The sequence below is a fragment of the Nocardioides sp. genome (assembly GCF_035503875.1).
In the GTDB taxonomy this organism is placed as follows: domain Bacteria; phylum Actinomycetota; class Actinomycetes; order Propionibacteriales; family Nocardioidaceae; genus Nocardioides.
Genome location: NZ_DATJTA010000090.1, coordinates 20,849 through 42,252 on the forward strand (window position 1 = coordinate 20,849; position 21,404 = coordinate 42,252).

Genomic DNA, 21,404 nt, shown 5'->3' on the forward strand with positions numbered 1-21,404 from the left:
CCGTAGAGCCAGATAGGTCACACGTGGTCGCCAGCGGCGTTACCGAGCGGTAATACTCGGGCAATTCTGCGCCCCACCTCGAGAACCTCACCCCGTAGGAGCCGATGTGCAGCACATCCTCGACGCCATCCTCGCCGCCTCCGATGACCCCCGGAGCATCGCCAGCGAGGACTTCGCGAACCTCGAGATCCCCGAGTCCTACCGCGCCGTCACGGTGCACAAGGACGAGGTCGACATGTTCGAGGGACTCGCCTCGAAGGACAAGGACCCCCGCCGGTCGCTGCACGTCGAGGACGTCGCGCTGCCCGAGCTCGGCCCGGGCGAGGCGTACGTCGCCGTGATGGCCTCGGCGATCAACTACAACACCGTGTGGACCTCGATCTTCGAGCCCGTCTCCACCTTCGGGTTCCTGGAGCGCTACGGCCGGATGTCGGAGCTCACCAAGCGCCACGACCTGCCCTACCACGTGGTCGGCTCCGACCTGTCAGGCGTCGTGCTGCGCACCGGCCCCGGCGTGACCCGGTGGCAGCCCGGCACCGAGGTCGTCGCGCACTGCCTCTCGGTCGAGCTGGAGGACCCCGACGGCCACGACGACACGATGCTCGACCCGCAGCAGCGGATCTGGGGCTTCGAGACCAACTTCGGCGGCCTGGCCCACATCGCGCTGGTCAAGGCCAACCAGCTGATGCCCAAGCCCGCGCACCTGACCTGGGAGGAGGCCGCCTCCCCCGGGCTGGTCAACTGCACGGCGTACCGCCAGCTGGTCTCGAAGAACGGCGGCGCGATGAAGCAGGGCGACAACGTGCTGATCTGGGGCGCCTCCGGCGGGCTCGGCGGCTTCGCCACCCAGTACGCCCTCAACGGCGGCGCCACCCCGGTGTGCGTGGTCTCCAACGAGGAGAAGGCCCAGATCGCGCGGTCGATGGGCGCGGAGCTCATCATCAACCGCTCCGAGGAGGGCTACCGGTTCTGGAAGGACGAGCACACCCAGGACCCGCAGGAGTGGAAGCGCTTCGGCGCCCGGATCCGCGAGCTCACCGGCGGCGAGGACATCGACATCGTCTTCGAGCACCCCGGGCGCGAGACCTTCGGCGCGTCGGTCTACGTCACCCGCAAGGGCGGCACCATCACCACCTGCGCCTCGACCAGCGGCTACATGCACGAGTACGACAACCGCTACCTGTGGATGAACCTCAAGAAGATCATCTCCTCCCACTTCGCCAACTACCGCGAGTCGTGGGAGGCCAACCGGCTGATCGCCAAGGGGAAGATCCACCCGACCCTGTCGCGCACCTACTCCCTCGACGAGGTCGGCCAGGCCGCCCTCGACGTGCACCACAACAAGCACCAGGGCAAGGTCGGGGTGCTCTGCCTGGCGCCCGAGGAGGGCCTCGGCGTCCGCGACCACGAGCTCCGCGCCCGGCACGAGACGGCGATCAACCGCTTCCGCGGCGTCTGAGCCGACAACGCCCCCACCCGTCCTGGAACTTGCCCACCCCGGTCCCCGAATCGCCGGAGCCGGGGTGGGAAGTTCTCAGGGTCATCGGGGAGGATGGGGCGGCGAGACCACCCCGACCGGAAGAAGGATGCTTCGACCATGAGTGACCAGGGCCTGTCCATCTTCGACGAGCAGCCGGACAACGACCCGGGCGACGGCGAGAAGACCCAGGTCATCCCGGCGGTGGCCAAGAAGCAGTCCCCGTCCGCGGGGGCGACGGACCCCTCCGACCCGTCCGCCGAGAAGCCGGCCGCCCAGCGCCCGGTGATCCCGCCGGCGAGCGCGTCGCGTCCCGCGCCCCGGCCGGCCTCCCGCCCGGCGCCCGCGGCCCCGCGCGCGACCTCGACGACGCCGTCGTTCCCGGTCATCCGGCGCAACGGCTACGACCCGGCCGCGGTCGACGGCGCCTTCACCCAGCTCGCCTCCGAGAAGGCCGGCCTGAGCGCCAGCCTCGCGGAGTCCGAGCGCCGCGCGGTCGCCCTGGAGGAGCAGCTCGAGGCCGCTCGCCAGGAGCTCGCCGAGAACGCGAACCCGTCGTACGCCGGCCTCGGCGGCCGGGCCAGCGCGATGCTGCGGCTGGCCGAGGAGGAGGCCAACGAGATCCGCGACACCGCTCAGCGGGACGCGACCGAGATCCGCGAGCAGGCGAGCCGCGACGCCAAGGCGATCCGTGCCGAGGCCGCCCGGGAGGCCGAGGACATGCGCACCGTGCAGTTGGCCGAGCTCGACGAGCAGCGTCAGCGGGCGAACGCCGACGCCGAGCAGGAGCGCACCCTGGCCCGCGGCGAGGCCGACGACCTGCGCGCGTCGGCGCGCCGTGAGTCCGAGCAGCTGCGGCTCGCGGCGCAGCAGGAGACCACCGAGCTCCGCACCACGGCGCAGCGCGAGGTCGAGCAGGCCCGCGCGGCCGCGGACCGCGAGGTCCAGGAGGCCCGCCGGATGCTGGCCGTCGAGAAGGAGCGGCTCGCCCGCGAGGCGACCGACTTCCACAACAGCGCGACCGCCGAGACCCGCAAGCTGGTCCAGGAGGCCGAGGAGCGGGCGACCGCGGCCGAGGAGCGGGCCCGCCAGGCCACCTCGCAGGCCACCCAGCACCGCCAGCAGGCCCAGACGGAGGCCGACGCCCTGCTCAGCCGGGCGCGCCGCGAGGCCGAGCAGATCGTCACCTCCGCCCGCACCCAGGCCGAGTCGATCACCACCTCCGGCAACGCCGAGGCCGAGCGCGAGGTCGCCCAGACCCGCGCCGAGCTCGAGCGCCTGCGCAAGCGCCGGGACGCGATCACCGCCCAGCTCGCCTCCCTGCGCGACGTCGTCGCGGGCTTCGGCGAGGACGACGCTTGAGCCACCAGCCTCCGGCGACGCGGGACACCGCGGACGCCGCAGACTCCGAGGCGGCCGACGACGAGGCCGCGATCACCACGAAGGAACCCGACGACCTCGGCGAGCCCGGACCCCCGCTCAACCACCGGGCGCCGTTCTTCGTCGGCCTGGTCGGCGGGATCGGCTTCGCCCTGGCCTGGTGGCTCTTCGGCCTCTTCGAGCAGATCGGGTCCACGCTCGTCCTGATCATCGTCGCGTTCTTCATCGCGGCGGGCCTCAACCCGGTCGTGCTGTTCCTGGAGCGCCGGGGCCTGCGGCGCGGCATCGCCGTGATGGCGGTGATCATCGCCTTCCTGGGCGCGCTCACCCTGTTCGTCGTGGCGATCGTGCCGGTCATCACCGACCAGGTCTCCTCGATCACCGACAACGCGCCGCACTGGCTCGACGAGCTGCAGCGCAACAAACAGGTGCAGGACCTCAACGAGGAGTACGAGGTCGTCGACAAGGTCCGCGACTACGTCGCGGACGGCGACTTCGCCGGGGCCGTCTTCGGCGGCGCGCTCGGCGTCGGTCTCGCCGTGCTCGGCGCGCTGTTCAACGCGTTCATCATCCTGGTGCTGACGCTGTACTTCCTGTCCTCGATGAAGACCACGACGCACGCGTTCTACAGCCTGGCGCCCGCGTCGCGCCGGGACCGGGTCTCCAAGCTCGGCGACCGCGTGATCGCGGGCATCGGCGGCTACGTCTCGGGCGCGTTCGTCGTCGCGCTGTGCGCCGGCATCTCGTCGCTGGTCTTCCTGTTCGCCATCGGCCTCGGCGAGTACGCCGTCGCACTGGCCTTCGTGGTCGCCCTGCTCGACGTCATCCCGATGATCGGCGCGACGATCGGCGCGGTGATCGTGACCGCGATCGCGTTCGCCACCGACGTCAAGACCGGGATCATCTGCGCGATCTTCTACATCGTCTACCAGCAGTTCGAGAACTACGTGATCTATCCACGGGTGATGTCCCGATCGGTCGACATCCCCGGGGCCGTCACGGTGATCGCGGCCCTGGTCGGCGCGGCCCTGCTGGGCGTCGTCGGCGCGCTGCTGGCCATCCCCACCGCTGCCGCGATCCTCATGCTGGTGCGCGAGGTGTACGTCAAACGGCAGGACGTGCGTTAGCCCGACTTGGTCGGGGAGCCGAAGATCCACGCGAGGACGTGCGGCAGCACGCCGACCTCCCAGCGGTCGGGACCGGTGAGGAACGGCTGGAACCAGTCGTCCTCTCCCACCTCTCGGATTCCCTGGCACTGGAGGCCGGCCACCCATTGCCGGTCCCGGACCTGGAGCAGCAGCATCTCCTCGTCGGCCGCGTCCTCGCACTCGGGCGCACGCGACATGAGCGCTGACGCCCGGTAGCTCCCGATCAGTTGCCGAGCGGCCGCCGCGTCGAGGAGCTCGCCGCCGACGAGTCGAGGCTGCCCATCCTCGCTCCGGTAGGCACACACCATCAGGCCGTGCCCGGTCGTAGCGATCGGCAGGCGCGCTGTCGGCACACCGCCGAGCTCCCCGGGGCAGGTGCCACCGCGCCGGGCCGAGCCGAGGATCCGCCGGCGCAGCGGGTCGTCCGCGGCGACCGTCAGCGTGGTGCCGGCGACCTCGACCGTCTCCTGGACCAGGCCGTCGCCGACCACGACGATGCCGGGCTCCAGATCGGCACCGAGCCACACGTACGGATCCTCCGGTTCGATCCAGGCGGCGAACATGCACATGTCCGAGGCCATCACTGGGCGTCCGACGTAAGGCCCCGGGCGTCGGTCGTCGCAGATGGTCGGCCGCCTGTCCGTCCGGATCGGTGCCGAGCCGTACCCCCAGTGCGCCGGGACGTCCACGGCCAGGTCGTGCCACTGCTCGGTGCGCCAGCCGTCCGGCGCCATCGGCGTAGGCGTCTCGGCACCGTCTGAGGTCACGTCGGGCGCCGGGGACGGACTCACGTCACGCGACCCGTCGAGGATCGCCGCACCCCCGACCACGATCACGACCGCCGCGGCCGCGGCCACCACCGCGCGGGCCCCGCGCCGGCGGCGCGCCGACTGCCTCGCCCGGGCCACCAGCGGAGCGGTGGTGTCCACCCGCTCCGCTCGCTCCCGCAGGCCGTCGCGCACCAGCTGCTCGAGGTCGTCCATCAGCGCTCCTCCTGGCTCGTCAGGCTCGCCCGCAGCGAAGTGAGGGCGCGATGGACGTGGGAGCGGACCGTGGCCTCCGAGCAGTCCAGCAGCGCCGCGATCTCGGCGTACTCCAGGTCCTCGTAGAACCGGAGCACCACTGCCGCGCGCTGCCGGCGCGGGAGCGCCGAGCACATCCGCCAGACGGCGTCGGAGTCGGCGACCCCGGCCGCGGCGTCGACGACGACCGTGTCGCGCACCTCGGCGACGGCGACCTCGCGCCGGCCGGACCGGCGCCAGGTCGAGATGTGCTCGTTGACGACCATCCGGCGCACGTAGGAGTCCGGGTCGTGGGTGCACCCGACGCGCGACCACTTCTCGCAGGCGCGGGTCAGCGCGGCCTGGACCGCGTCCTCGGCGGCGTGCTGGGACCCGGTGACCAGGTACGCGAAGCGCAGCAGGCCCGCTACCCGGGCCTCCGCCCACGCCTCGAAGTCGGTCACGCCCCCATCCATGCACAACACACGGCGTGAGGAGCCGGGTTGTTGCAGACCGGCTCGAGGTATTTCAGCCGAGCGCCGGCTCCTCGGCGCGCACCCGGCTCTCGCCCAGCTTCACGCCGACCACGCCGGCCAGGATCAGCAGCCCGCCCACCAGCTGGATCGGGCGAGGCAGCTCGTCGAGCAGCAGCCAGGCGAACCCGACCCCCGCCACGACCTCCAGCAGCGCCACGAACGACGCCAACCGCGACCCGAGCCGGCGCCCGGCGGCGATGCCGGTGACGTAGGCGATCGCGGCCGTGACCAGGCCGAGCACCAGCAGCGGGACCCACCACGCGACCTCGCGGCCGGCGTACGACGTCGCCTGCGTGCTCGCGTGCATCGGCAGCAGGCCGACCAGGGCGAGCAGGCCGAGCGCGCTCGCCCCGACGAACAGGCCGCCCGCGGCCAGGGTGATGGGCGGCAGGCCGTTGGACTCGTCGGCCGAGATCAGGAAGTACGACGCCGCGCCGACCATCGCCGCGAGCGCCCAGAGCACGCCGGCGGTGCTGAGGTCGGCGCCCGAGAGCAGGTCCAGCACCAGCACCAGCCCGAGGGCCGCCAGGCCCGCCCCGACGAGCGTGACCGGGCCGGGCCGCTGGCCGTGGCGCAGCCACAGCCAGACCACGACCGCCGCCGGCGCGGTGTACTCGATCAGCAGCGCCGGCCCGACCTGCATGTGCTGGACGGCCGAGAAGTAGCAGAACTGCGCGCCGGCGACGGCGAGTACGCCGTACAGCACGATGGTCGGCGCGCTACGGCGGACCAGGAACCAGCGACCGCGCAGTGCGGCGATGCCGAACGGCAGCACGACCGAGGCGGCGAGCGCCACCCGGACCAGGGTCACCGAGCCCGGGGTCCAGCCGGTGTCGAGGAGGCCGCGGGCGAGTGCTCCGGACATGCCGAACGACGTCGCCGACACGATGGCGAACACGAGCCCGGCGGCGAGCCGCGACCCCTCGGCGACACGCGGGACCGCCGGGTCGCCGTCATGAGTCAATGCGGTCATGGCACATGACGCTACGGAGTCTGGAGTAACCTGTCAACGTGGTATTCGCCCATGACACGGAGATGGCCCTGCAGGCAGCGGCGACGCTGGCCAACAGCGGTCTCGAGCCCGACACGCTGGAGTCCGTCGCCGACCTCGACGAGCTCTACCGCCGCTTCGAGTACACCGGCCGGCACGAGCGCACCCGCGCCGAGCTGGACGACGTGCGAGCCCTGCGGCCCCGGCTCTACGAGCTGCTGACCGCCGACCGCGACCGCGCGGTCGAGCTGGTCAACGCGATGCTCGCCGAGGCCCAGGCGCTCCCGCGGCTGGTGCGGCACGATCGGTGGGACTGGCACCTGCACGCGGTCTCCGACGATGCCCCGCTGGCCACCCGCCTGCTGGTCGAGACCGCGATGGCCATGATCGACGTGATCCGCGCCGACGAGCTGTCCCGCCTCGACGTCTGCGCCGACGACGACTGCCGCGGCGTCGTCCTCGACCTGTCGCGCAACCGCTCGCGCCGGTTCTGCTCCAGCTCCTGCGGCAACCGCAACGCGGTCGCCGCCTACCGCGCCCGTCAGGCGGCCGGCGGCTCCTGACTCTCAGGCGTCGAGGAAGCGCCGCAGCACCTCGAGGAACACCTCGGGCTGCTCGGAGTGCACCCAGTGGCCGGCGTTCTTCACCGTGACCCGCCGGTTCTGCGGGAACCAGCGGTCCATCGCGGCGGCGTACTCGTCCTTCACGTACGGCGAGGTCTGCCCGGCGACCCACAGCACCTTCCCGGGGTACGGCGCCGCTCCGGCCAGGTCGCCCTCGGGCCAGCCGCCGAGCACGGGGAGGTCGCGCCCGAGGACCTCCAGGTTGGGCTGCCAGGCCCAGCCGTCGCCCTCACGGCGCAGGTTCTGCAGCAGGAAGCTGCGCACGGTGCGGTTCGGGACGGCGCCGGCGAGGGCGTCATCGGCGTCGCTGCGCCGCTCCAGCGCGCCCAGGTCCATCCCGCGCATCGCCTCGATGAAGCCGGCGAACTCCGAGAGCCCGTGGTAGTCCACCGGCGAGATGTCGACGACGCACAGCCGCTCGACCAGCTCGGGATGGCGCAGCGCCAGCACCATCGCCGCCTTGCCCCCCATCGAGTGACCGACCAGCGCCACCGGGTCGTCGGCGCTGAACAGTCCGGCGACCTCGTCGGCGACGTCGGCGTAGTCGAAGCGGTCGTGCCACGCCGAGCGGCCGTGGTTCGGCATGTCGACCAGCAGCACCCGGTGGTCGACGGCCAGCGCCTTGGCGATCGTGGTCCAGTTCTTCCCCTGACCGAACAGGCCGTGGCAGAACGCCACCAGAGGACCCGAGTCGCCCAGGGTGGTCGTGTGCAGGCCGGGCATGCCCGAACGTTAGTTCAGCACCACGACCGGGTCCCGCGCGGGCTCAGGTCCCGGTCGCGGAGCACGACGGCCAGTCGGTCGCCGTACTGGCGGCAGGTCGCCCGGAAGTCGCGACGGCGGTACTCCACGACCACCACGCGGCGGCCGTACTCGCGCGCGTAGCGCCCGCACTCGTCGTACCGGCCGCACTCCTCGGCGATCGCGAAGTCGAAGCCGACCCGGCGACCGTGGAGCCCGGGCAGGTTCTTCTGCGCGACGGCCAGGCCGACCCGGTGCGCCCGACGGGTGAGCAGCCGGGCGTAGGCGACCGCGTGCCGGCGCTCCAGCAGACCGTGGCTGCGGGTGAACGAGTCGAGGTTGTCGTACTCCACGGCCTCGTAGCCCTTCCGCGCGCACCCCGCCGTCCACCGTCCGACGATCCGAGCCAGCGCCCGGCGCTTCTCGGGCGTGCGGAGATCGAGCAGCCACTCGCCCCACTCCTCGTCGACGACCGGCCGGCCGCCCCGGGTCAGCAGCAGGTGGCGGCGCTGCTGCCAGAACCGGCGCTCGTTCGGCTGGGTCTGGAAGCCGTTGACGTAGCACACGTCGTACACCCCGGCAGGCCGAGCCGTGCGATCCCGGACCACGATCCCGACGCGCTCCGGCACGTCGCGCACGCCCCCGAGCTGGTAGTCGGCGTCCGCGCCGACCGGCAGCTGCTCGACGGCGTACGACGGCGCCGGCGCCGCCAGCACGAGCGCGGCGAGCAGGACGACCACGAGACGACGCATGCGCCGGACGCTACCCCGTGCGGTCAGAGCCAGGGCTTCCCCCACCAGCCCACCCGGCCGGGAGGGTGGGGCGCAGCGGCGTCGAGCCAGCCCTCGTCCGCGTCGCCCGAGGCCCGCCAACCGTCGGCGGTACGGGTGATCGATCGTTCGCCCTCGCTCACATGGACCACCCCACCCTGCGCCGTGGTCACGAAGCAGCCATCGAGCTCCTTCAACAGCGCCTCGGAGCCGTCGTCGCAGGCATCGCATCCGCACATCGGCAGCCTGCCGACGAGGACGGGCGGTGCCGCGGCATCGTCCGGCGAGCCGAGGCCGACCACGAGCCCGAACGGGGCGCCGTCGACGATCGTGTGGGCGAAGTGGAGCACGAGACCGTCGGGCTCCGTCGGAACGATCCGCTGGAACCGGTGGAACTCGTCGGGCGGACTGGATGCTCCCTGCCACTGCGGACCACCGAGCGGAAGATCACGCGCCTCGGCGATGCCGCGGTCGCGGAGGACCTGTGCCCAGGCCTCGATCCGCCGGTCGAGGATGCGGTACTTGCCGGGGTCCAGGCAGCGCGAGTACTCCTCGTCGGCCGGCGCCTCTCCCCCGTGCGGATCCGGCCACCCGGGGGTGTCGGCTCCGACGACGGCGAAGGCGCTGTCCACCTCGGCCAGGAGGCCGCCGGCCCACGCCGGCGATGCTGGGTCGGTCCACGTGTCCACGGGCGCAGCATGCGGCCGCGAACCCACCGGGGCAACCGGTTTGACGCTCCGCGCGGACCGCGGCCGAGCCTGGCTCAGCGCAGCATGACTCCCCCGCCGTCGACCATCAGCGTCTGACCGGTCATGTACGACGCGTCGTCGCTGGCGAGGAAGACCGCCGTCCGGCCGACGTCGGCCTCGGGGTCGCCCAGCCGGCCGAGCGGTGCCCCGCTCAGCAGCGCGGCCTCCTGCTCGGGGTGCTCGGCGAGGTACCGGTCGACGCCCTCGGTGCGGGCCAGGGGCGAGATGACGTTGACGTTGATGTCGTCGCGCGCCCACTCGTGCGCCGCGACCCGGCTCATCGCGCGCACGGCCTCCTTCGCGGCGGCGTACGACAGCTGGGTCGGCCGCCCGATCAGGCCGGCGCCGGAGGCGAAGTTGATCACCGAGCCGCGGGTGGCGCGCAGGTCCTCGTAACAGGCGCGCATCAGCCAGAACGCGGGGTAGAAGCCCGTGTCGAACGAGAGCGCGAACATCTCCATCGTGGTCTCGACGAAGGACGCCTGCCGGCTCACGTGGGCGTTGTTGACCAGCACGTGCAGCCCGCCGTACGCCGACAGCGCGGCGTCGCGGATGACCTCGGCGTTGGCCTCCTGGGAGATGTCGATCGCCAGGAAGGTCGCGGCGGCGCCCAGCTCCGCGGCCAGCTCCGCACCGCGGGCCTCGTCGACGTCGACGAGCAGCACACTGGCCCCCTCGGCGACGAAGGCGCGGACGATCCCCCGGCCGATCCCGTTGGCGCCACCGGTGACGATCGCGGTCCTGTCCTGCAGTCGGCCGGTCATGCTCGCTCCTCGGTCTCGGCGGTCCTCGGAACGTAGGGGCAGGGATGTCGGCCCGCGGGCCGACATCCCGCTGACCGGGCTGCTCGAGCCGCTAGCGCGAGCCGTAGTCCCGGAAGCCCCGCTTCGTCTTGCGACCCAGGTAGCCGGCGGTGACCAGGTGCTCCAGCAGCGGCGCCGGGGCGAAGCCGGGCTCGCGGAACTCCAGGTAGAGCTCGCGCTGGATGGCCAGCGAGACGTCGTTGCCGACCACGTCCAGCAGCTCGAACGGTCCCATCGGCAGGGCGCAGCCCAGCTTCATCGCGGTGTCGATGTCGTCGGCCGTGGCGTAGTGCGCCTCCAGCATCTTGACGGCGTCGTTGAGATACGGGAACAGCAGCGCGTTGACGATGAACCCCGCCCGGTCGCCGCAGGAGACCGCCACCTTCCCCACGCGCGCGCACAGCGCCCGCGTCGTCTCGGTGACGGCGTCGTCGGTGGCGACCGTCGAGACCACCTCGACCAGCTTCATGACGGTCGCGGGGTTGAAGAAGTGCATCCCGACGACGTCCTGCGGACGGTCGGTCGCCTTGGCCAGCGCGATGATCGGCAGCGACGAGGTGGTGGTCGCCAGGATCGCGCCCGGCCGGCAGATCTCGTCGAGGTTCTCGAAGAGCGTCGTCTTCACGGTCAGGTCCTCGGCGATCGCCTCGACCACGAGGTCGACGGAGCCGAGGTCGTCCAGCGAGGTCGACCCGGTCAGCCGGCCGAGCACCTCCGCCTTGGTCTCCTCGGTCGCCCGGCCCCGCTGGATCTGCTTGTCGAGGCTCTTCGTGATCGCGGCGACGACACCGTCGACCTTGTCGCGGCTGCGGCCGACGTACGTGACGTCGTACCCGCTCTTGGCGAAGACCTCGACGATCCCGGTCGCCATGGTGCCGGTGCCGACGACGCCCACGTGCGTGACGTCGTGGCGCAGCTCGGGCCGCTCGTCGGTCGACGGGGTCAGCGCGTCGGCGACGACGACCGGGCTGTCGGGCGCCTCGTAGGTGTAGAAGCCGCGGCCGGTCTTGCGGCCCAGCAGCCCGGCGGTGACCATCTGCTTCAGGATCGGCGCGGGCGCGTGCAGCCGGTCGCGACCCTGGCGGTACATCGTCTCGAGGATCTCGTACGCCGTGTCCAGGCCGATCAGGTCGAGCAGGGCCAGCGGACCCATCGGGTAGCCGCAGCCGTAGCGCATCGCGGCGTCGATGTCCTCGCGGGAGGCGTAGCGGCCCTCGAACATCGACACCGCGTGGTTGAGGTAGCCGAAGAGCAGCGTGTTGGCGATGAAGCCCGCCTTGTCGCCGCAGACCACCGGGCTCTTGCCGAGCTCCTCCACCAGGGCCTTCACCTGCGCGAGGACGCTCTCCTCGGTGACGACCGTGCGGACGATCTCGACCAGGTCCTGGACCGGGGCGGGGTTGAAGAAGTGCACGCCCACGACCCGGCCCGGGCGAGCGGTCGCCGTCGACAGGTCGGTGACCGAGAGCGAGGAGGTGTTCGTGGCGAGTATCGTCTCCGGCGCGACGACGGCGTCCAGCTCCCGGAAGATCGACTTCTTCAGCTCCATGGACTCCACGACCGCCTCGACGACGAGGCCCGCCTCGGCAACGGCCGCCAGGTCCGTGGTCAGCGTGATCCGGCCGAGCAGGTCGGCCTGCTCGGCCTCGGTGAGCTTCTCGCGCTTCACGGCGCGAGTGGTCGAATGCTCGAGGTACTGCCGGCCGCGGGCCAGCGACTCCTCGTCCTTCTCGACCCCGACGACGGCGTACCCGTGCCGGGCGAACACCTCGGCGATCCCGGCACCCATGGTGCCGAGGCCGACGATGCCGACGGTGGTCAGGGGGCGCGCTGCTGCATCCGGAGAGGTCGCCATGGCCGGGATCATGGCACGTATTACCGCTCGGTAACAGTGACCAGGGCCACGCCTCTCAGGGGTGTCGGACGAGCGCGGTGTCCATCAGAATCCTCGGTCCGTGACGGTCCAGCCCGATCTCGGTCTCGTGCGCGCGCAGCCGCACCTGCCAGGGTGTCGGCCGCTCCACCTCGGCGAACCCGAGGCCGGCGTAGAAGGGTCCGTTCCACGGCACGTCGCGGTACGTCGCGAGCGACAGCCGCTCGTACCCCGCCCACCGGGCCTCCTCCATCGCGGCCCGGACCAGCGCCGATCCCACCCCCTGCCGCATCGCGTCCGGGTGCACCGAGACCTGCTCCAGGTGCGCGTTGCCCTCGATGTCGAGCACGTGCGCGAACCCAACCACCGGATCGCCGGCGACCAGCAGGAACCCCGGCCGGTCCGCCCGTTCACCGCCCGACGTCGCGGGCGCCACGAGGACGTCACCGGTGAGGTCGCCGAACAGCTCCTCGAAGAGCGCATCCCCCGAGTTCTCGATCGACGCGAGGTGCCGCAGGTCGGAGGGACGCGCCAGGCGCACGGCGTACATGCGGTCACTGTAGATTCACCGCCCGTGAGACTCGTCGTCGCGAAGTGCCAGATCGACTACGCCGGTCGGCTGACCGCCCACCTCCCGATGGCCACCCGGGTGCTGATGGTGAAGGCCGACGGCTCGGTGCTGGTGCACTCCGACGGCGGCTCCTACAAGCCGCTGAACTGGATGTCGCCGCCCTGCACCCTGCGCGAGGGCACCAGCGAGGACGGCATCGCGGAGTGGACGGTCACCAGCACCAAGACCGACGACACCCTGCGGATCCTGCTGAGCGAGGTCATCAGCGACTCCAGCCACGACCTCGGCGTCGACCCCGGCCTGCAGAAGGACGGCGTCGAGAAGCACCTCCAGGAGCTGCTGGCCGAGCACCCCGCGACGCTCTCCCCCGGTCTGACGCTCGTCCGCCGCGAGTTCCCGACGGCGATCGGCCCCGTCGACCTGATGTGCCGCGACGGTGAGGGCGTCTCGGTCGCCGTCGAGATCAAGCGGCGCGGCGAGATCGACGGGGTGGAGCAGCTGACCCGCTACCTCGAGCTCCTCAACCGCGACCCGCTGCTCACCGCCAACGGCGCGGTCAAGGGCATCTTCGCCGCCCAGGAGATCAAGCCCCAGGCCCGCGTCCTCGCCACCGACCGCGGCATCGCCTGCGCCGTCGTCGACTACGACGCCCTGCGCGGGCTCGACGACCCGAGCCACCGGCTGTTCTGAAGGGCCTGGGCCGCGGGTCGCCCACAGGCTCGCCGGAGGCCGGTGGCGGCCGGCTGGAACCCGGCCTACGGTGAGGGCCATGACGAGCGATCCCGCCCTGAGTCGCCGCGTGACTCGGCTGGAGAACGACACGGAGTCGATCTACGAGCTGATCACCGACGTCCGGTCGACCTTGGACGAGCACACGCAGCGGTTCGATCGGGTCGAAGGCAACCTGAACGAGCTCGCCACCGATGTCCGGTCCACCTTGGACGAGCACACGCAACGGTTCGATCGGGTCGAAGGCAACCTCAACGAGCTCGCCACCGACGTCCGGTCCACCTTGGACGAACACACGCAACGCTTCGATCGGGCCGAAGGAAACCTGAACGAGCTCGCCACCGACGTCCGGTCCACCTTGGACGCGCACACGCAACGCTTCGATCGGATCGAGAGCACCCTGGGTGAGCACGCCCAGCGGTTCGTTGGGTTCGATAGCACCCTGGGTGAGCACGCCCAGCGGTTCGCTGGGATCGAGAGCACCCTGGGTGAGCACACCTCCCGGTTCGATCGGATCGAAATCACCCTGGCCGAGGTCGTACGACGCCTTCCGGAGCCTTCGTGACCGGCACGCGGACGTGACCGCGTGCTGATCTACCACGTCGCCACGCTCGCCGACTGGACGGCGGCGCAAGCGGCCGGCGCGTACACCACATCGACGTACGGCGTGAGTCTCGCGCAGGAGGGCTTCCTGCACTGCAGCCGGGAGGATCAGTGGCGCGGGGTGCTGAGCCGCTACTACACGGACGTGCCCGAGCCGCTGGTGCTGCTGGCCATCGACACCGACCTGGTCACGGTGCCGGTCGCGGAGGAGCCGCCGGCGCCGGGCGTCAGCGAGACCTACCCGCACGTCTACGGCGCGCTGGACCCCGCGGCCGTCGTCGAGGTGCGGTCGCTCGACGAGACGTCGAGATAGGGCAGCACGACCCGGAACGTCGTCCCGACGCCCAGGACACTCTCGACCTGGATCTCCCCGGCATGGGCGTCGACGATCTTGCGCACGATGGACAGGCCGAGGCCGGCACCCTGGGCGTGCGCGGCGACGGCGCTGGGGGTCCGGTAGAGGCGCTCGAAGATCTGCCTCGTCTCCTCCTCGCGCAGGCCGACCCCGGTGTCGGCGACCTCCAGCACCACGTTGCCCTCCTCCTCCCGGACCCGGACCCGGACCTCGCCGCCGGAGGGAGTGAACTTGAAGGCGTTCGTGAGCAGGTTCTCCAGCACCTGCACCAGCCGGTGGAAGTCTCCGGGCACCGGGCGCACCTCCTCGACGTCGAGCACCAGGGCGAGGCCCGCCTCGACCGCGGCCGTCCGCTGGTCGGTGACCACCCGCCTCGCGAGCTCGACGAGATCCGTGGGCTCGCGCGCGACGTCCATCCGGTCGCCGTCGAGGAAGGCCATGGTGAGCAGGTCGTCGATCAGCCGCATCTCGCGGGCGGCGTTGCGCTCGATGACCGCGACCAGGCTCCGCGCGGTCGGACCGAGCTCGTCCGGACCGAGGTCGGCGAGCAACTCGGTGTAGCCGATGATCGACGTCAGCGGGGTACGCAGCTCGTGGGAGACCGTCGCGATCAGCTCGTCGCGCATCCGGTCGGCCTCGGCCTGGATCCGACGGCGCTCGGTCAGGTCCCGGATGGCGGCGGAGACGAGGAGGCCCTGGTCGGTCTCGAGCGGGGACAGGGAGATCTCGACGGGGATCTCGCGGCCGTCCCGGTGCAGGGCGTACACCTCGACCGCCCCGATCGGGCGGACGCTCGGCTGCCGCACGAAACCGCCGCGCAGCGCCGGGTGCGAAGGCCGGAACCGCTCGGGCACCAGCATCTCGATCGGCTTCCCGACCAGATCGTCCCCGGACCAGCCGAAGACGTTGAGCATCTGACGGTTGGACAGCACGATCGTGGCCTCGCTGTCCACGATGACGGTCGCGTCGGGTGCCGCGTCGACGAGCTTGCGGAACAGGCTGGCGTCTCCGGCGATAGCCATCCGCGAAGCCTAGACGAGGCGTACGACGTCGTCGGCGCACCCCCAGGCCAGGGTGACCCCGGCACCCCCGTGGCCGTAGCAGTGCACGACCCGACCCACCCGCTCCAGACGCACGACCGGACGGGCCGGCCGCAGCCCGACCTTGTGGCGCAGCACCCGGGCGTCCGCGATCTCCGGGACCAGGCGGGTCGCACGCCGGAGGATCGCCGCGGCGGTCTCGGGGACCGGGGTGCGGCTCCAGTCCCCCTCCTCGTCGGTGCCGCCCACGACGATGTCCGACGAGCGGGGCACGACGTACGTCGGCCCCGCGGAGTCGAGCCACCAGTGGTCCAGCCCGATCTGCTCGACGACGACGACCTGGCCCCGCACCGGCGTGACGGAGAGGTCCGATCCGAGCAGCCGGGCACCGAGACCGGAGCAGTTCACGACCACGTCGCCGCCGTCGGGGAGAGCGCGGACGTTGAGGCGGGTCAGGGTGCCGCCGAGGTCCTCGACCCGACCGCGCAGCCAGTCCAGGTGGACCGGCATCTCGACGACCGGTGTGGTGAAGGACCAGCCGTCGACGTACCCCGGCCGCAGCGTGGTCGCCCGCTCCAGGCCCGGGACGGCGGCCGCCCACCAGGGCTGCGCCTGGGGCTCCGCCAGCAGCTCGGTGCCGGGGACCATCCGTACGCCGGACGTCTCGTCATGCGCCAGGCCCCCGAGCACCTCGAAGGAGCGCGAGGCCCAGGCGGTGACCCGGTCGGGCGGGAAGGCGCGGTAGGGATACCAGATCGCCGCGGCCGCGGCCGACGTCGTCTCGCGCGGGAGGTCCCGGGCGACCACGTCGACCCGGTGACCGGCCTCGAGCAGCCGGACCGCGCAGGTCAGTCCCACGACGCCCGCCCCCACCACGATCACCCGGCTCACGGGAGCAGTCTGGCAGGCGCCCCGCCCACGCCGGGCGGATTCGGCCTCAGGCGCCGGCGACCCGGGGCGCGGTGGGGTCGGTGTCGGCCCCGCCCTGCTCGCGGGCGACGTACTCCTCGATGTCCTCGATGTCGTCGACGTTGCGGGTGACGACGGCGAGCAGGTCGGTCATGGTCGCGACCTCCTCGACCTGCTCCTTGATGAACCACTGCATGAACTGCTCGGAGGCGAAGTCGTACTCCTCGCGAGCGATCCGCAGCAGCCCGTTGATCTGCTCGGTCACCCGCTTCTCCTGCGCGAGGGCCAGTGACACGGGAGCGATGACGTCGGCGAAGATCGCCACCGGGGCCTCGACGCCCGGGATCACGACGTCCGCGTCGGTGTCGAGGAGGTACTGGACCATCATCATCGCGTGGTCGCGCTCCTCGAGCGCCTGGCCGTAGAAGAAGGCGGCCATCCGCGGCATGGTCAGCGCGTCGTAGTAGACCGCGCAGGCGAGGTACTGGTTGTGGGCGGCGAGCTCGTTGCCGATCTGGACGTTGAGCTGTTCGGCGAAGCGTGCGGCGGGCATCGGTGCTCCTGGTGGGACGGTTCAGGCGGCCTTCGCAAGCTTCTTCTTGGTGACCTTCTTGCCGTCGACCCGGACGAGCTTGCGCTGCTTGACCGTATACCCGTCCGGCAGCGTGCCCTCCTTCAGCATCCGCAGGGGGCAGCGACCGCACTTCGACTTGGAGACGCAGCACTCCACCTTGGGGAGCTTCGTCTTGGACTTCTTCGCCACGCGAGGAGCGTACCTGACAGAAGTAAGGCGTGCCTTGCCTTCGTGATCGTCAACACAGGTCGGTCGCTGCACGGGGCGGCTGAAACGGGTTGCCCAACGGCCGCAATTGCAGCCTCCGGACACGGTGGACCGGCTCCGGCCTGCACAGCCGCTGCAATTGCGGCCTCCGAACAGGCGACTCCGCGGGGCTCAGGTCGGGTCGACCGCGTCCAGATCCGGATGGAAGCCCGCGACGGACCAGGTTCCGCCCTCACGCACCAGCTCGACGTACCCGCCACCGCCGAGCTGCAGGTCCCAGGCGGTGGCCCGGGGGCGGCCGACCAGCTCGGGGACGGTCGCCATCACGGCGCCGCCGTGGCTGACGACCAGCGCGGCGCCACCCTCGTGGCGGTCGGCGACCTCGGTCAGCACCCGGACGACGCGGGCGACGATCCCCGCGACCATCTCGCCACCGGGGATGGTGGCGTCGTCGTCGCCGCCGACCCAGCCGTCGAACACCGGGCCGATGACCTCGCGCTCGCTGCCGTCCGTGCCGGCGAGCGAGCCCACGCCGTACTCCCGCAGGCCCTCACGGACCGTCACGTCGACGCCGAGGACCCCGGCAGCGAGCTCGGCCGTCTGTACGGCGCGCGACAGGGGGCTGCACCACACGGCATCGACGCCCTCGGAGGCGAGGCGGCGGCCGAGCGCGCGGGCCTGGCCCCGTCCCTCGGACGTGAGCGATCCGCCCTCGTCGGTGACCAGCTCGGTCTCGTACTCCGCCAGACCGTGCCGGGCGAGGAACACCCGGGTGGCCACCTCAGTCCAACCCGTTCGCTGCCCGGATGACGTCGACGATGCCGCCCATGATCTCGGTCAGCCCGAAGTCCTTGGGCGTATAGACGGCCGCGACCCCCGCCTCACGCAGCCGGCGGGCGTCGGAGTCCGGGATGATCCCGCCGACGATCACCGGCACGTCGTCGAGGCCCGCGTCCCGCAGGCCGTCGAGGACGGCCGGGACCAGCTCCATGTGCGACCCGGAGAGGATCGAGAGCCCGACGCAGTGCACGTCCTCGGCCACGGCCGCCGCGACGATCTGCTCCGGGGTCAGCCGGATGCCCTGGTAGACGACCTCGAACCCCGCGTCCCGAGCGCGTACGGCGACCTGCTCCGCGCCGTTGCTGTGCCCGTCGAGACCCGGCTTGCCGACCAGCAGCCGCAGCCGGCCGCCGAGCTCGTCACCGGTCTCGCGCACCCGGTCGCGTACGGCGCTCAGCTCGGCGCCCGCCTCCGCGACGCCGACCGCGCCGGTGACGCCGGTCGGTGCCCGGAACTCACCGAAGACCTCGCGCAGCGTGCCCGCCCACTCCCCCGTGGTCGCGCCCGCGCGGGCCGCGACCAGGGTGGCGGCCATCAGGTTGGCGTCGCTCTTGGCGGCCTCGGCCAGCGCGGCCAGTGCCGCGGCGACCTCGTCCTCGTCGCGCTGGGCCTTCCAGGCCTCGACGCTGGCGGTGGCGGTCCGCTCGGCCTCCGGGTCGGCGGCCATGATCGCGCCGTCCAGGTCCGCCGTGAGCGGGCTCGGCTCGGTGGTGTCGAACCTGTTGACGCCGACGATGATCTCGTCGCCGGCCTCGATCCGCGCCCGGCGGGCGGCGTGGCTGGAGACCAGCGCCTGCTTCATGTAGCCGGACTCGACGGCCGCGATCGCGCCGCCCATCGCCTGGACCCGGTCGATCTCCGCCTTCGCGCCCTCGACCAGCTCGGCGACCTTGGCCTCGATGACGTGCGAGCCGTCGAAGATGTCGTCGTACTCCAGCAGGTCGGACTCGAAGGCCAGCACCTGCTGGAGCCGCAGCGACCACTGCTGGTCCCAGGGCCGCGGGAGGCCGAGCGCCTCGTTCCAGGCCGGCAGCTGCAACGCCCGCGCGCGGGCGTTCTTCGACAACGTGACGCCGAGCATCTCCAGCACGATCCGCTGGACGTTGTTCTCCGGCTGGGCCTCGGTCAGACCGAGCGAGTTGACCTGCACGCCGTACCGGAAGCGGCGCATCTTGGGGTCCTGGACGCCGTACCGCTCCCGGGTGATCTCGTCCCAGAGCTCGACGAAGGCCCGCATCTTGCAGGTCTCCTCGATGAACCGGACGCCGGCGTTGACGAAGAACGAGATCCGGCCGACGACCTTCTCGAAGTCGGCCTCGTCGACCTGGCCCGAGGCCTTGACCTGGTCGAGGACGGCGATCGCGGTGCACAGGGCGTACGCGAGCTCCTGCGTGGGCGTCGCCCCGGCCTCCTGCAGGTGGTAGCTGCAGATGTTGATCGGGTTCCACTTCGGGATCTGGTGGACCGTGTAGGCGATCATGTCGCCGATCAGCCGCAGGGAGTGCTCGGGCGGGAAGACGTAGGTCCCGCGGGAGAGGTACTCCTTGATGATGTCGTTCTGGGTCGTGCCGGCGAGGGTGGCCGCGACCTCCTCCGGCGTCTGGTCCGGGTACTGCTCCTCGGCGACCACCTGGTACATCGCCAGCAGCCACATCGCGGTCGCGTTGATGGTCATCGAGGTGTTCATCTCGCCGAGCGGGATATCGGCGAAGAGCTTGCGCATCTCCCCCAGGTGCGGCACCGGTACGCCGACCTTCCCGACCTCCCCGCGCGCCATCGCCGAGTCGGGGTCGTAACCCGTCTGCGTCGGGAGGTCGAAGGCGACCGAGAGGCCGGTCTGCCCCTTGGCCAGGTTGGTGCGGTAGAGGGCGTTGGACGCCTCTGCCGTCGAGTGCCCCGCATAGGTGCGCATCACCCAGGGACGGTCGCGTTCCGGACGGGGCTGCTCGGTCATGGGGAGAGAGTAGGACGATGGCTACCGATTGGTAACCGTCGATCGTGTGGCTTATCCGACATGGACAAAGACCCAACCCGAATGCCGACCCGTCAATTGATCGGGTGATTTCGCGGTGTGTCGCGCCGGAATTGACGGTTCGGTGACCGGACGCGGCGTACCGCTCACCGAGCCGTCGATCGTTCTCCGACACACCGCGAAAAAGGCCGAGAAGGTGACGGGTCGGCGTCAGGCGGTGGCGGCAGCGCGCTCGACCTCGAGGACCCGGATCAGGCGGGTCATGTGCAGCATCCGGCGTACGGCGGGGCGGCAGCCGCGCAGCGTGAGGCGGTGGCCGTCCCGGCCGGCCTGGCGGGTGGCGACGGCGAGCACCTTCAGGGCCGTCATGTCCACGGTGTCGACGCCGCTCAGGTCCACGACCACGTCGCCGTCGCGCTGGGCGAGCAGCTCGTAGAGGGCGTTGCGGACCTCCATCGTGCTGCGGACGTCGAACGCGCCGGACAGCACCAGCGTGGCGCCGTCCGTCGTGATCTCCATGGTCGCCCTTTCCGGGTGCACAGGTGGTTCTTTACCCACAATGACGCGCGCCAGCCCCATTCGGTTGCAGGGGACGACCAACTTTCTCGTCCGTGTCGGTGGTGACTTCTTCAACCACCGGCGTCGATACCCTCGACGCATGGTCAACCTCACCCGGATCTACACCCGCACCGGCGACGGCGGGGAGACCCGCCTCGGCGACATGAGCACCACCACGAAGAACGACCTGCGCCTGCACGCCTACGCCGACGTCGACGAGGCCAACGCGACGATCGGCCTGGCGCTCGCGAGCGGCGGGATCGAGGACGACGTGGTCGCCGTGCTCACCCGGGTGCAGAACGACCTCTTCGACGTCGGCGCCGACTTCTGCACGCCCGTCGTCCCCGACCCGGAGTTCCCGCCCCTGCGGATCGAGCAGGAGTACGTCGACCGCCTCGAAGGCTGGTGCGACCGGTACAACGAGGACCTGACCGCGCTGCGCTCCTTCATCCTCAGCGGCGGTACGCCGGCCGCGGCCCACCTGCACGTCGCGCGCACGGTCGTACGACGGGCGGAGCGCTCGGCCTGGGCCGCGTTCGAGGTGCACCACGAGTCGATGAACAAGATCGCGATCGCCTACCTGAACCGGCTCTCCGACCTGCTGTTCATCCTGGCCCGGCACGCCAACCGGGAGCAGGGCGACGTGCTGTGGGTGCCGGGCGGCGAACGCTAGGAGTCGGCCCGGTCGGCGTGGCCGAGTGACTTCTCGGGGGCGACCAGGTCGCGCACCCGGCGCTTCAGCTCGGTGATCTCCGGGAAGCCCCCGTCACGCTTGCGGTTCCACACCGGCTCCCCGTCGACGTCGATGCGGAAGATCCCGCCCGTCGCCGGCGCGAGGGCCACCTCCCCCAGCTCCTCGGCGAAGGTGGTCAGCAGCTCGCCGGCGTACCACTGCGCGCGCAGCAGCCACCGGCACTGGGTGCAGTAGGTGATCAGGACGCGGGGCGCGGGCAT

At 71.5% G+C, this 21,404-nt stretch carries 25 protein-coding genes; 8 read left to right on the forward strand and 17 right to left on the reverse strand.

What is annotated here, in order from left to right; all coding sequences use genetic code 11:
* Nucleotides 1-106: 106 nt before the first annotated feature.
* The 3 genes from ccrA to VMF51_RS21435 all read left to right on the forward strand — a co-directional run bounded on the left by ccrA (nt 107) and on the right by VMF51_RS21435 (nt 3,984).
* Nucleotides 107-1,459, forward strand: coding sequence for a crotonyl-CoA carboxylase/reductase (gene ccrA, locus VMF51_RS21425; protein WP_325476505.1), 1,353 nt, complete (start codon nt 107-109; stop codon nt 1,457-1,459).
* Between the two features lie 138 nt (nt 1,460-1,597).
* Nucleotides 1,598-2,839, forward strand: a complete 1,242-nt coding sequence (locus VMF51_RS21430; RefSeq protein WP_325476506.1) for a hypothetical protein — start codon at nt 1,598-1,600, stop codon at nt 2,837-2,839.
* Nucleotides 2,836-3,984, forward strand: a complete 1,149-nt coding sequence (locus tag VMF51_RS21435; RefSeq protein WP_325476507.1) for an AI-2E family transporter — start codon at nt 2,836-2,838, stop codon at nt 3,982-3,984. The genes VMF51_RS21430 and VMF51_RS21435 overlap by 4 nt, the downstream gene beginning before the upstream one ends.
* Here VMF51_RS21435 and VMF51_RS21440 read toward each other — a convergent pair.
* From VMF51_RS21440 to VMF51_RS21450, 3 genes are all read right to left on the reverse strand, one after another.
* On the reverse strand, nt 3,981-4,988 hold the full coding sequence (locus tag VMF51_RS21440; RefSeq protein ID WP_325476508.1) for a hypothetical protein: 1,008 nt from the start codon (nt 4,986-4,988) through the stop codon (nt 3,981-3,983). The two genes, VMF51_RS21435 and VMF51_RS21440, sit on opposite strands and share 4 nt — an antisense overlap.
* Entirely contained in the window at nt 4,988-5,470 is a 483-nt protein-coding gene (locus VMF51_RS21445) for a SigE family RNA polymerase sigma factor (protein ID WP_325476509.1), read from the reverse strand. Before VMF51_RS21445 ends, VMF51_RS21440 begins: the two co-directional genes overlap by 1 nt.
* Before the next feature lie 64 nt (nt 5,471-5,534).
* Entirely contained in the window at nt 5,535-6,515 is a 981-nt protein-coding gene (locus tag VMF51_RS21450; RefSeq protein WP_325476510.1) for an EamA family transporter, read from the reverse strand.
* Between the two features lie 38 nt (nt 6,516-6,553).
* Between VMF51_RS21450 and VMF51_RS21455 the strand changes: the two genes are divergently transcribed.
* The gene (locus tag VMF51_RS21455; RefSeq protein WP_325476511.1) at nt 6,554-7,096 is read left to right on the forward strand and encodes a CGNR zinc finger domain-containing protein; all 543 of its coding nucleotides are present in this window, start codon (nt 6,554-6,556) and stop codon (nt 7,094-7,096) included.
* A gap of 3 nt (nt 7,097-7,099) precedes the next feature.
* On the opposite strand, the gene VMF51_RS21460 is transcribed toward VMF51_RS21455, so the two are convergent.
* The 6 genes from VMF51_RS21460 to VMF51_RS21485 form a co-directional block, all read right to left on the reverse strand.
* Entirely contained in the window at nt 7,100-7,879 is a 780-nt protein-coding gene (locus VMF51_RS21460; protein WP_325476512.1) for an alpha/beta fold hydrolase, read from the reverse strand.
* 14 nt (nt 7,880-7,893) lie between these two features.
* Entirely contained in the window at nt 7,894-8,649 is a 756-nt protein-coding gene (locus VMF51_RS21465; RefSeq protein ID WP_325476513.1) for an endo alpha-1,4 polygalactosaminidase, read from the reverse strand.
* A 23-nt stretch (nt 8,650-8,672) separates the two neighbouring features.
* Complete coding sequence (locus VMF51_RS21470; protein WP_325476514.1) at nt 8,673-9,356, reverse strand: DUF6226 family protein; 684 nt, start codon at nt 9,354-9,356, stop codon at nt 8,673-8,675.
* Nucleotides 9,357-9,430: 74 nt separating this feature from the next.
* On the reverse strand, nt 9,431-10,180 hold the full coding sequence (locus VMF51_RS21475) for an SDR family oxidoreductase (RefSeq protein WP_325476515.1): 750 nt from the start codon (nt 10,178-10,180) through the stop codon (nt 9,431-9,433).
* Between the two features lie 91 nt (nt 10,181-10,271).
* Entirely contained in the window at nt 10,272-12,074 is a 1,803-nt protein-coding gene (locus VMF51_RS21480) for a 3-hydroxybutyryl-CoA dehydrogenase (RefSeq protein WP_325476516.1), read from the reverse strand.
* A 55-nt stretch (nt 12,075-12,129) separates the two neighbouring features.
* Nucleotides 12,130-12,642: a GNAT family N-acetyltransferase gene (locus tag VMF51_RS21485; RefSeq protein WP_325476517.1), complete on the reverse strand. Its 513-nt coding sequence runs from the start codon at nt 12,640-12,642 to the stop codon at nt 12,130-12,132.
* Between the two features lie 24 nt (nt 12,643-12,666).
* Here VMF51_RS21485 and nucS point away from each other — a divergent pair, with 24 nt between their 5' ends.
* The 3 genes from nucS to VMF51_RS21500 all read left to right on the forward strand — a co-directional run bounded on the left by nucS (nt 12,667) and on the right by VMF51_RS21500 (nt 14,308).
* Nucleotides 12,667-13,353, forward strand: coding sequence for an endonuclease NucS (gene nucS / locus VMF51_RS21490; RefSeq protein WP_325476518.1), 687 nt, complete (start codon nt 12,667-12,669; stop codon nt 13,351-13,353).
* 79 nt (nt 13,354-13,432) lie between these two features.
* Complete coding sequence (locus tag VMF51_RS21495; RefSeq protein WP_325476519.1) at nt 13,433-13,957, forward strand: hypothetical protein; 525 nt, start codon at nt 13,433-13,435, stop codon at nt 13,955-13,957.
* 21 nt (nt 13,958-13,978) lie between these two features.
* Complete coding sequence (locus tag VMF51_RS21500; protein WP_325476520.1) at nt 13,979-14,308, forward strand: DUF952 domain-containing protein; 330 nt, start codon at nt 13,979-13,981, stop codon at nt 14,306-14,308.
* On the opposite strand, the gene VMF51_RS21505 is transcribed toward VMF51_RS21500, so the two are convergent.
* The 7 genes from VMF51_RS21505 to VMF51_RS21535 form a co-directional block, all read right to left on the reverse strand.
* Complete coding sequence (locus tag VMF51_RS21505) at nt 14,245-15,372, reverse strand: sensor histidine kinase (protein ID WP_325476521.1); 1,128 nt, start codon at nt 15,370-15,372, stop codon at nt 14,245-14,247. The two genes, VMF51_RS21500 and VMF51_RS21505, sit on opposite strands and share 64 nt — an antisense overlap.
* Before the next feature lie 9 nt (nt 15,373-15,381).
* Nucleotides 15,382-16,281, reverse strand: coding sequence for an FAD-dependent oxidoreductase (locus VMF51_RS21510; RefSeq protein ID WP_325476522.1), 900 nt, complete (start codon nt 16,279-16,281; stop codon nt 15,382-15,384).
* 46 nt (nt 16,282-16,327) lie between these two features.
* On the reverse strand, nt 16,328-16,852 hold the full coding sequence (locus VMF51_RS21515; protein WP_325476523.1) for a ferritin: 525 nt from the start codon (nt 16,850-16,852) through the stop codon (nt 16,328-16,330).
* Between the two features lie 21 nt (nt 16,853-16,873).
* The gene (locus VMF51_RS21520; protein ID WP_325476524.1) at nt 16,874-17,062 is read right to left on the reverse strand and encodes a hypothetical protein; all 189 of its coding nucleotides are present in this window, start codon (nt 17,060-17,062) and stop codon (nt 16,874-16,876) included.
* Nucleotides 17,063-17,251: 189 nt separating this feature from the next.
* Nucleotides 17,252-17,860 (reverse strand): histidine phosphatase family protein, encoded by a 609-nt coding sequence (locus tag VMF51_RS21525; RefSeq protein ID WP_325476525.1) that lies wholly within the window; start codon nt 17,858-17,860, stop codon nt 17,252-17,254.
* Nucleotide 17,861: 1 nt separating this feature from the next.
* On the reverse strand, nt 17,862-19,874 hold the full coding sequence (locus tag VMF51_RS21530) for a protein meaA (protein ID WP_325476526.1): 2,013 nt from the start codon (nt 19,872-19,874) through the stop codon (nt 17,862-17,864).
* 228 nt (nt 19,875-20,102) lie between these two features.
* Entirely contained in the window at nt 20,103-20,411 is a 309-nt protein-coding gene (locus VMF51_RS21535; RefSeq protein WP_325476527.1) for an STAS domain-containing protein, read from the reverse strand.
* 139 nt (nt 20,412-20,550) lie between these two features.
* Here VMF51_RS21535 and VMF51_RS21540 point away from each other — a divergent pair, with 139 nt between their 5' ends.
* Nucleotides 20,551-21,123 (forward strand): cob(I)yrinic acid a,c-diamide adenosyltransferase, encoded by a 573-nt coding sequence (locus VMF51_RS21540; RefSeq protein WP_325476528.1) that lies wholly within the window; start codon nt 20,551-20,553, stop codon nt 21,121-21,123.
* Here VMF51_RS21540 and VMF51_RS21545 read toward each other — a convergent pair.
* Entirely contained in the window at nt 21,120-21,404 is a 285-nt protein-coding gene (locus VMF51_RS21545; RefSeq protein ID WP_325476529.1) for a SelT/SelW/SelH family protein, read from the reverse strand. The two genes, VMF51_RS21540 and VMF51_RS21545, sit on opposite strands and share 4 nt — an antisense overlap.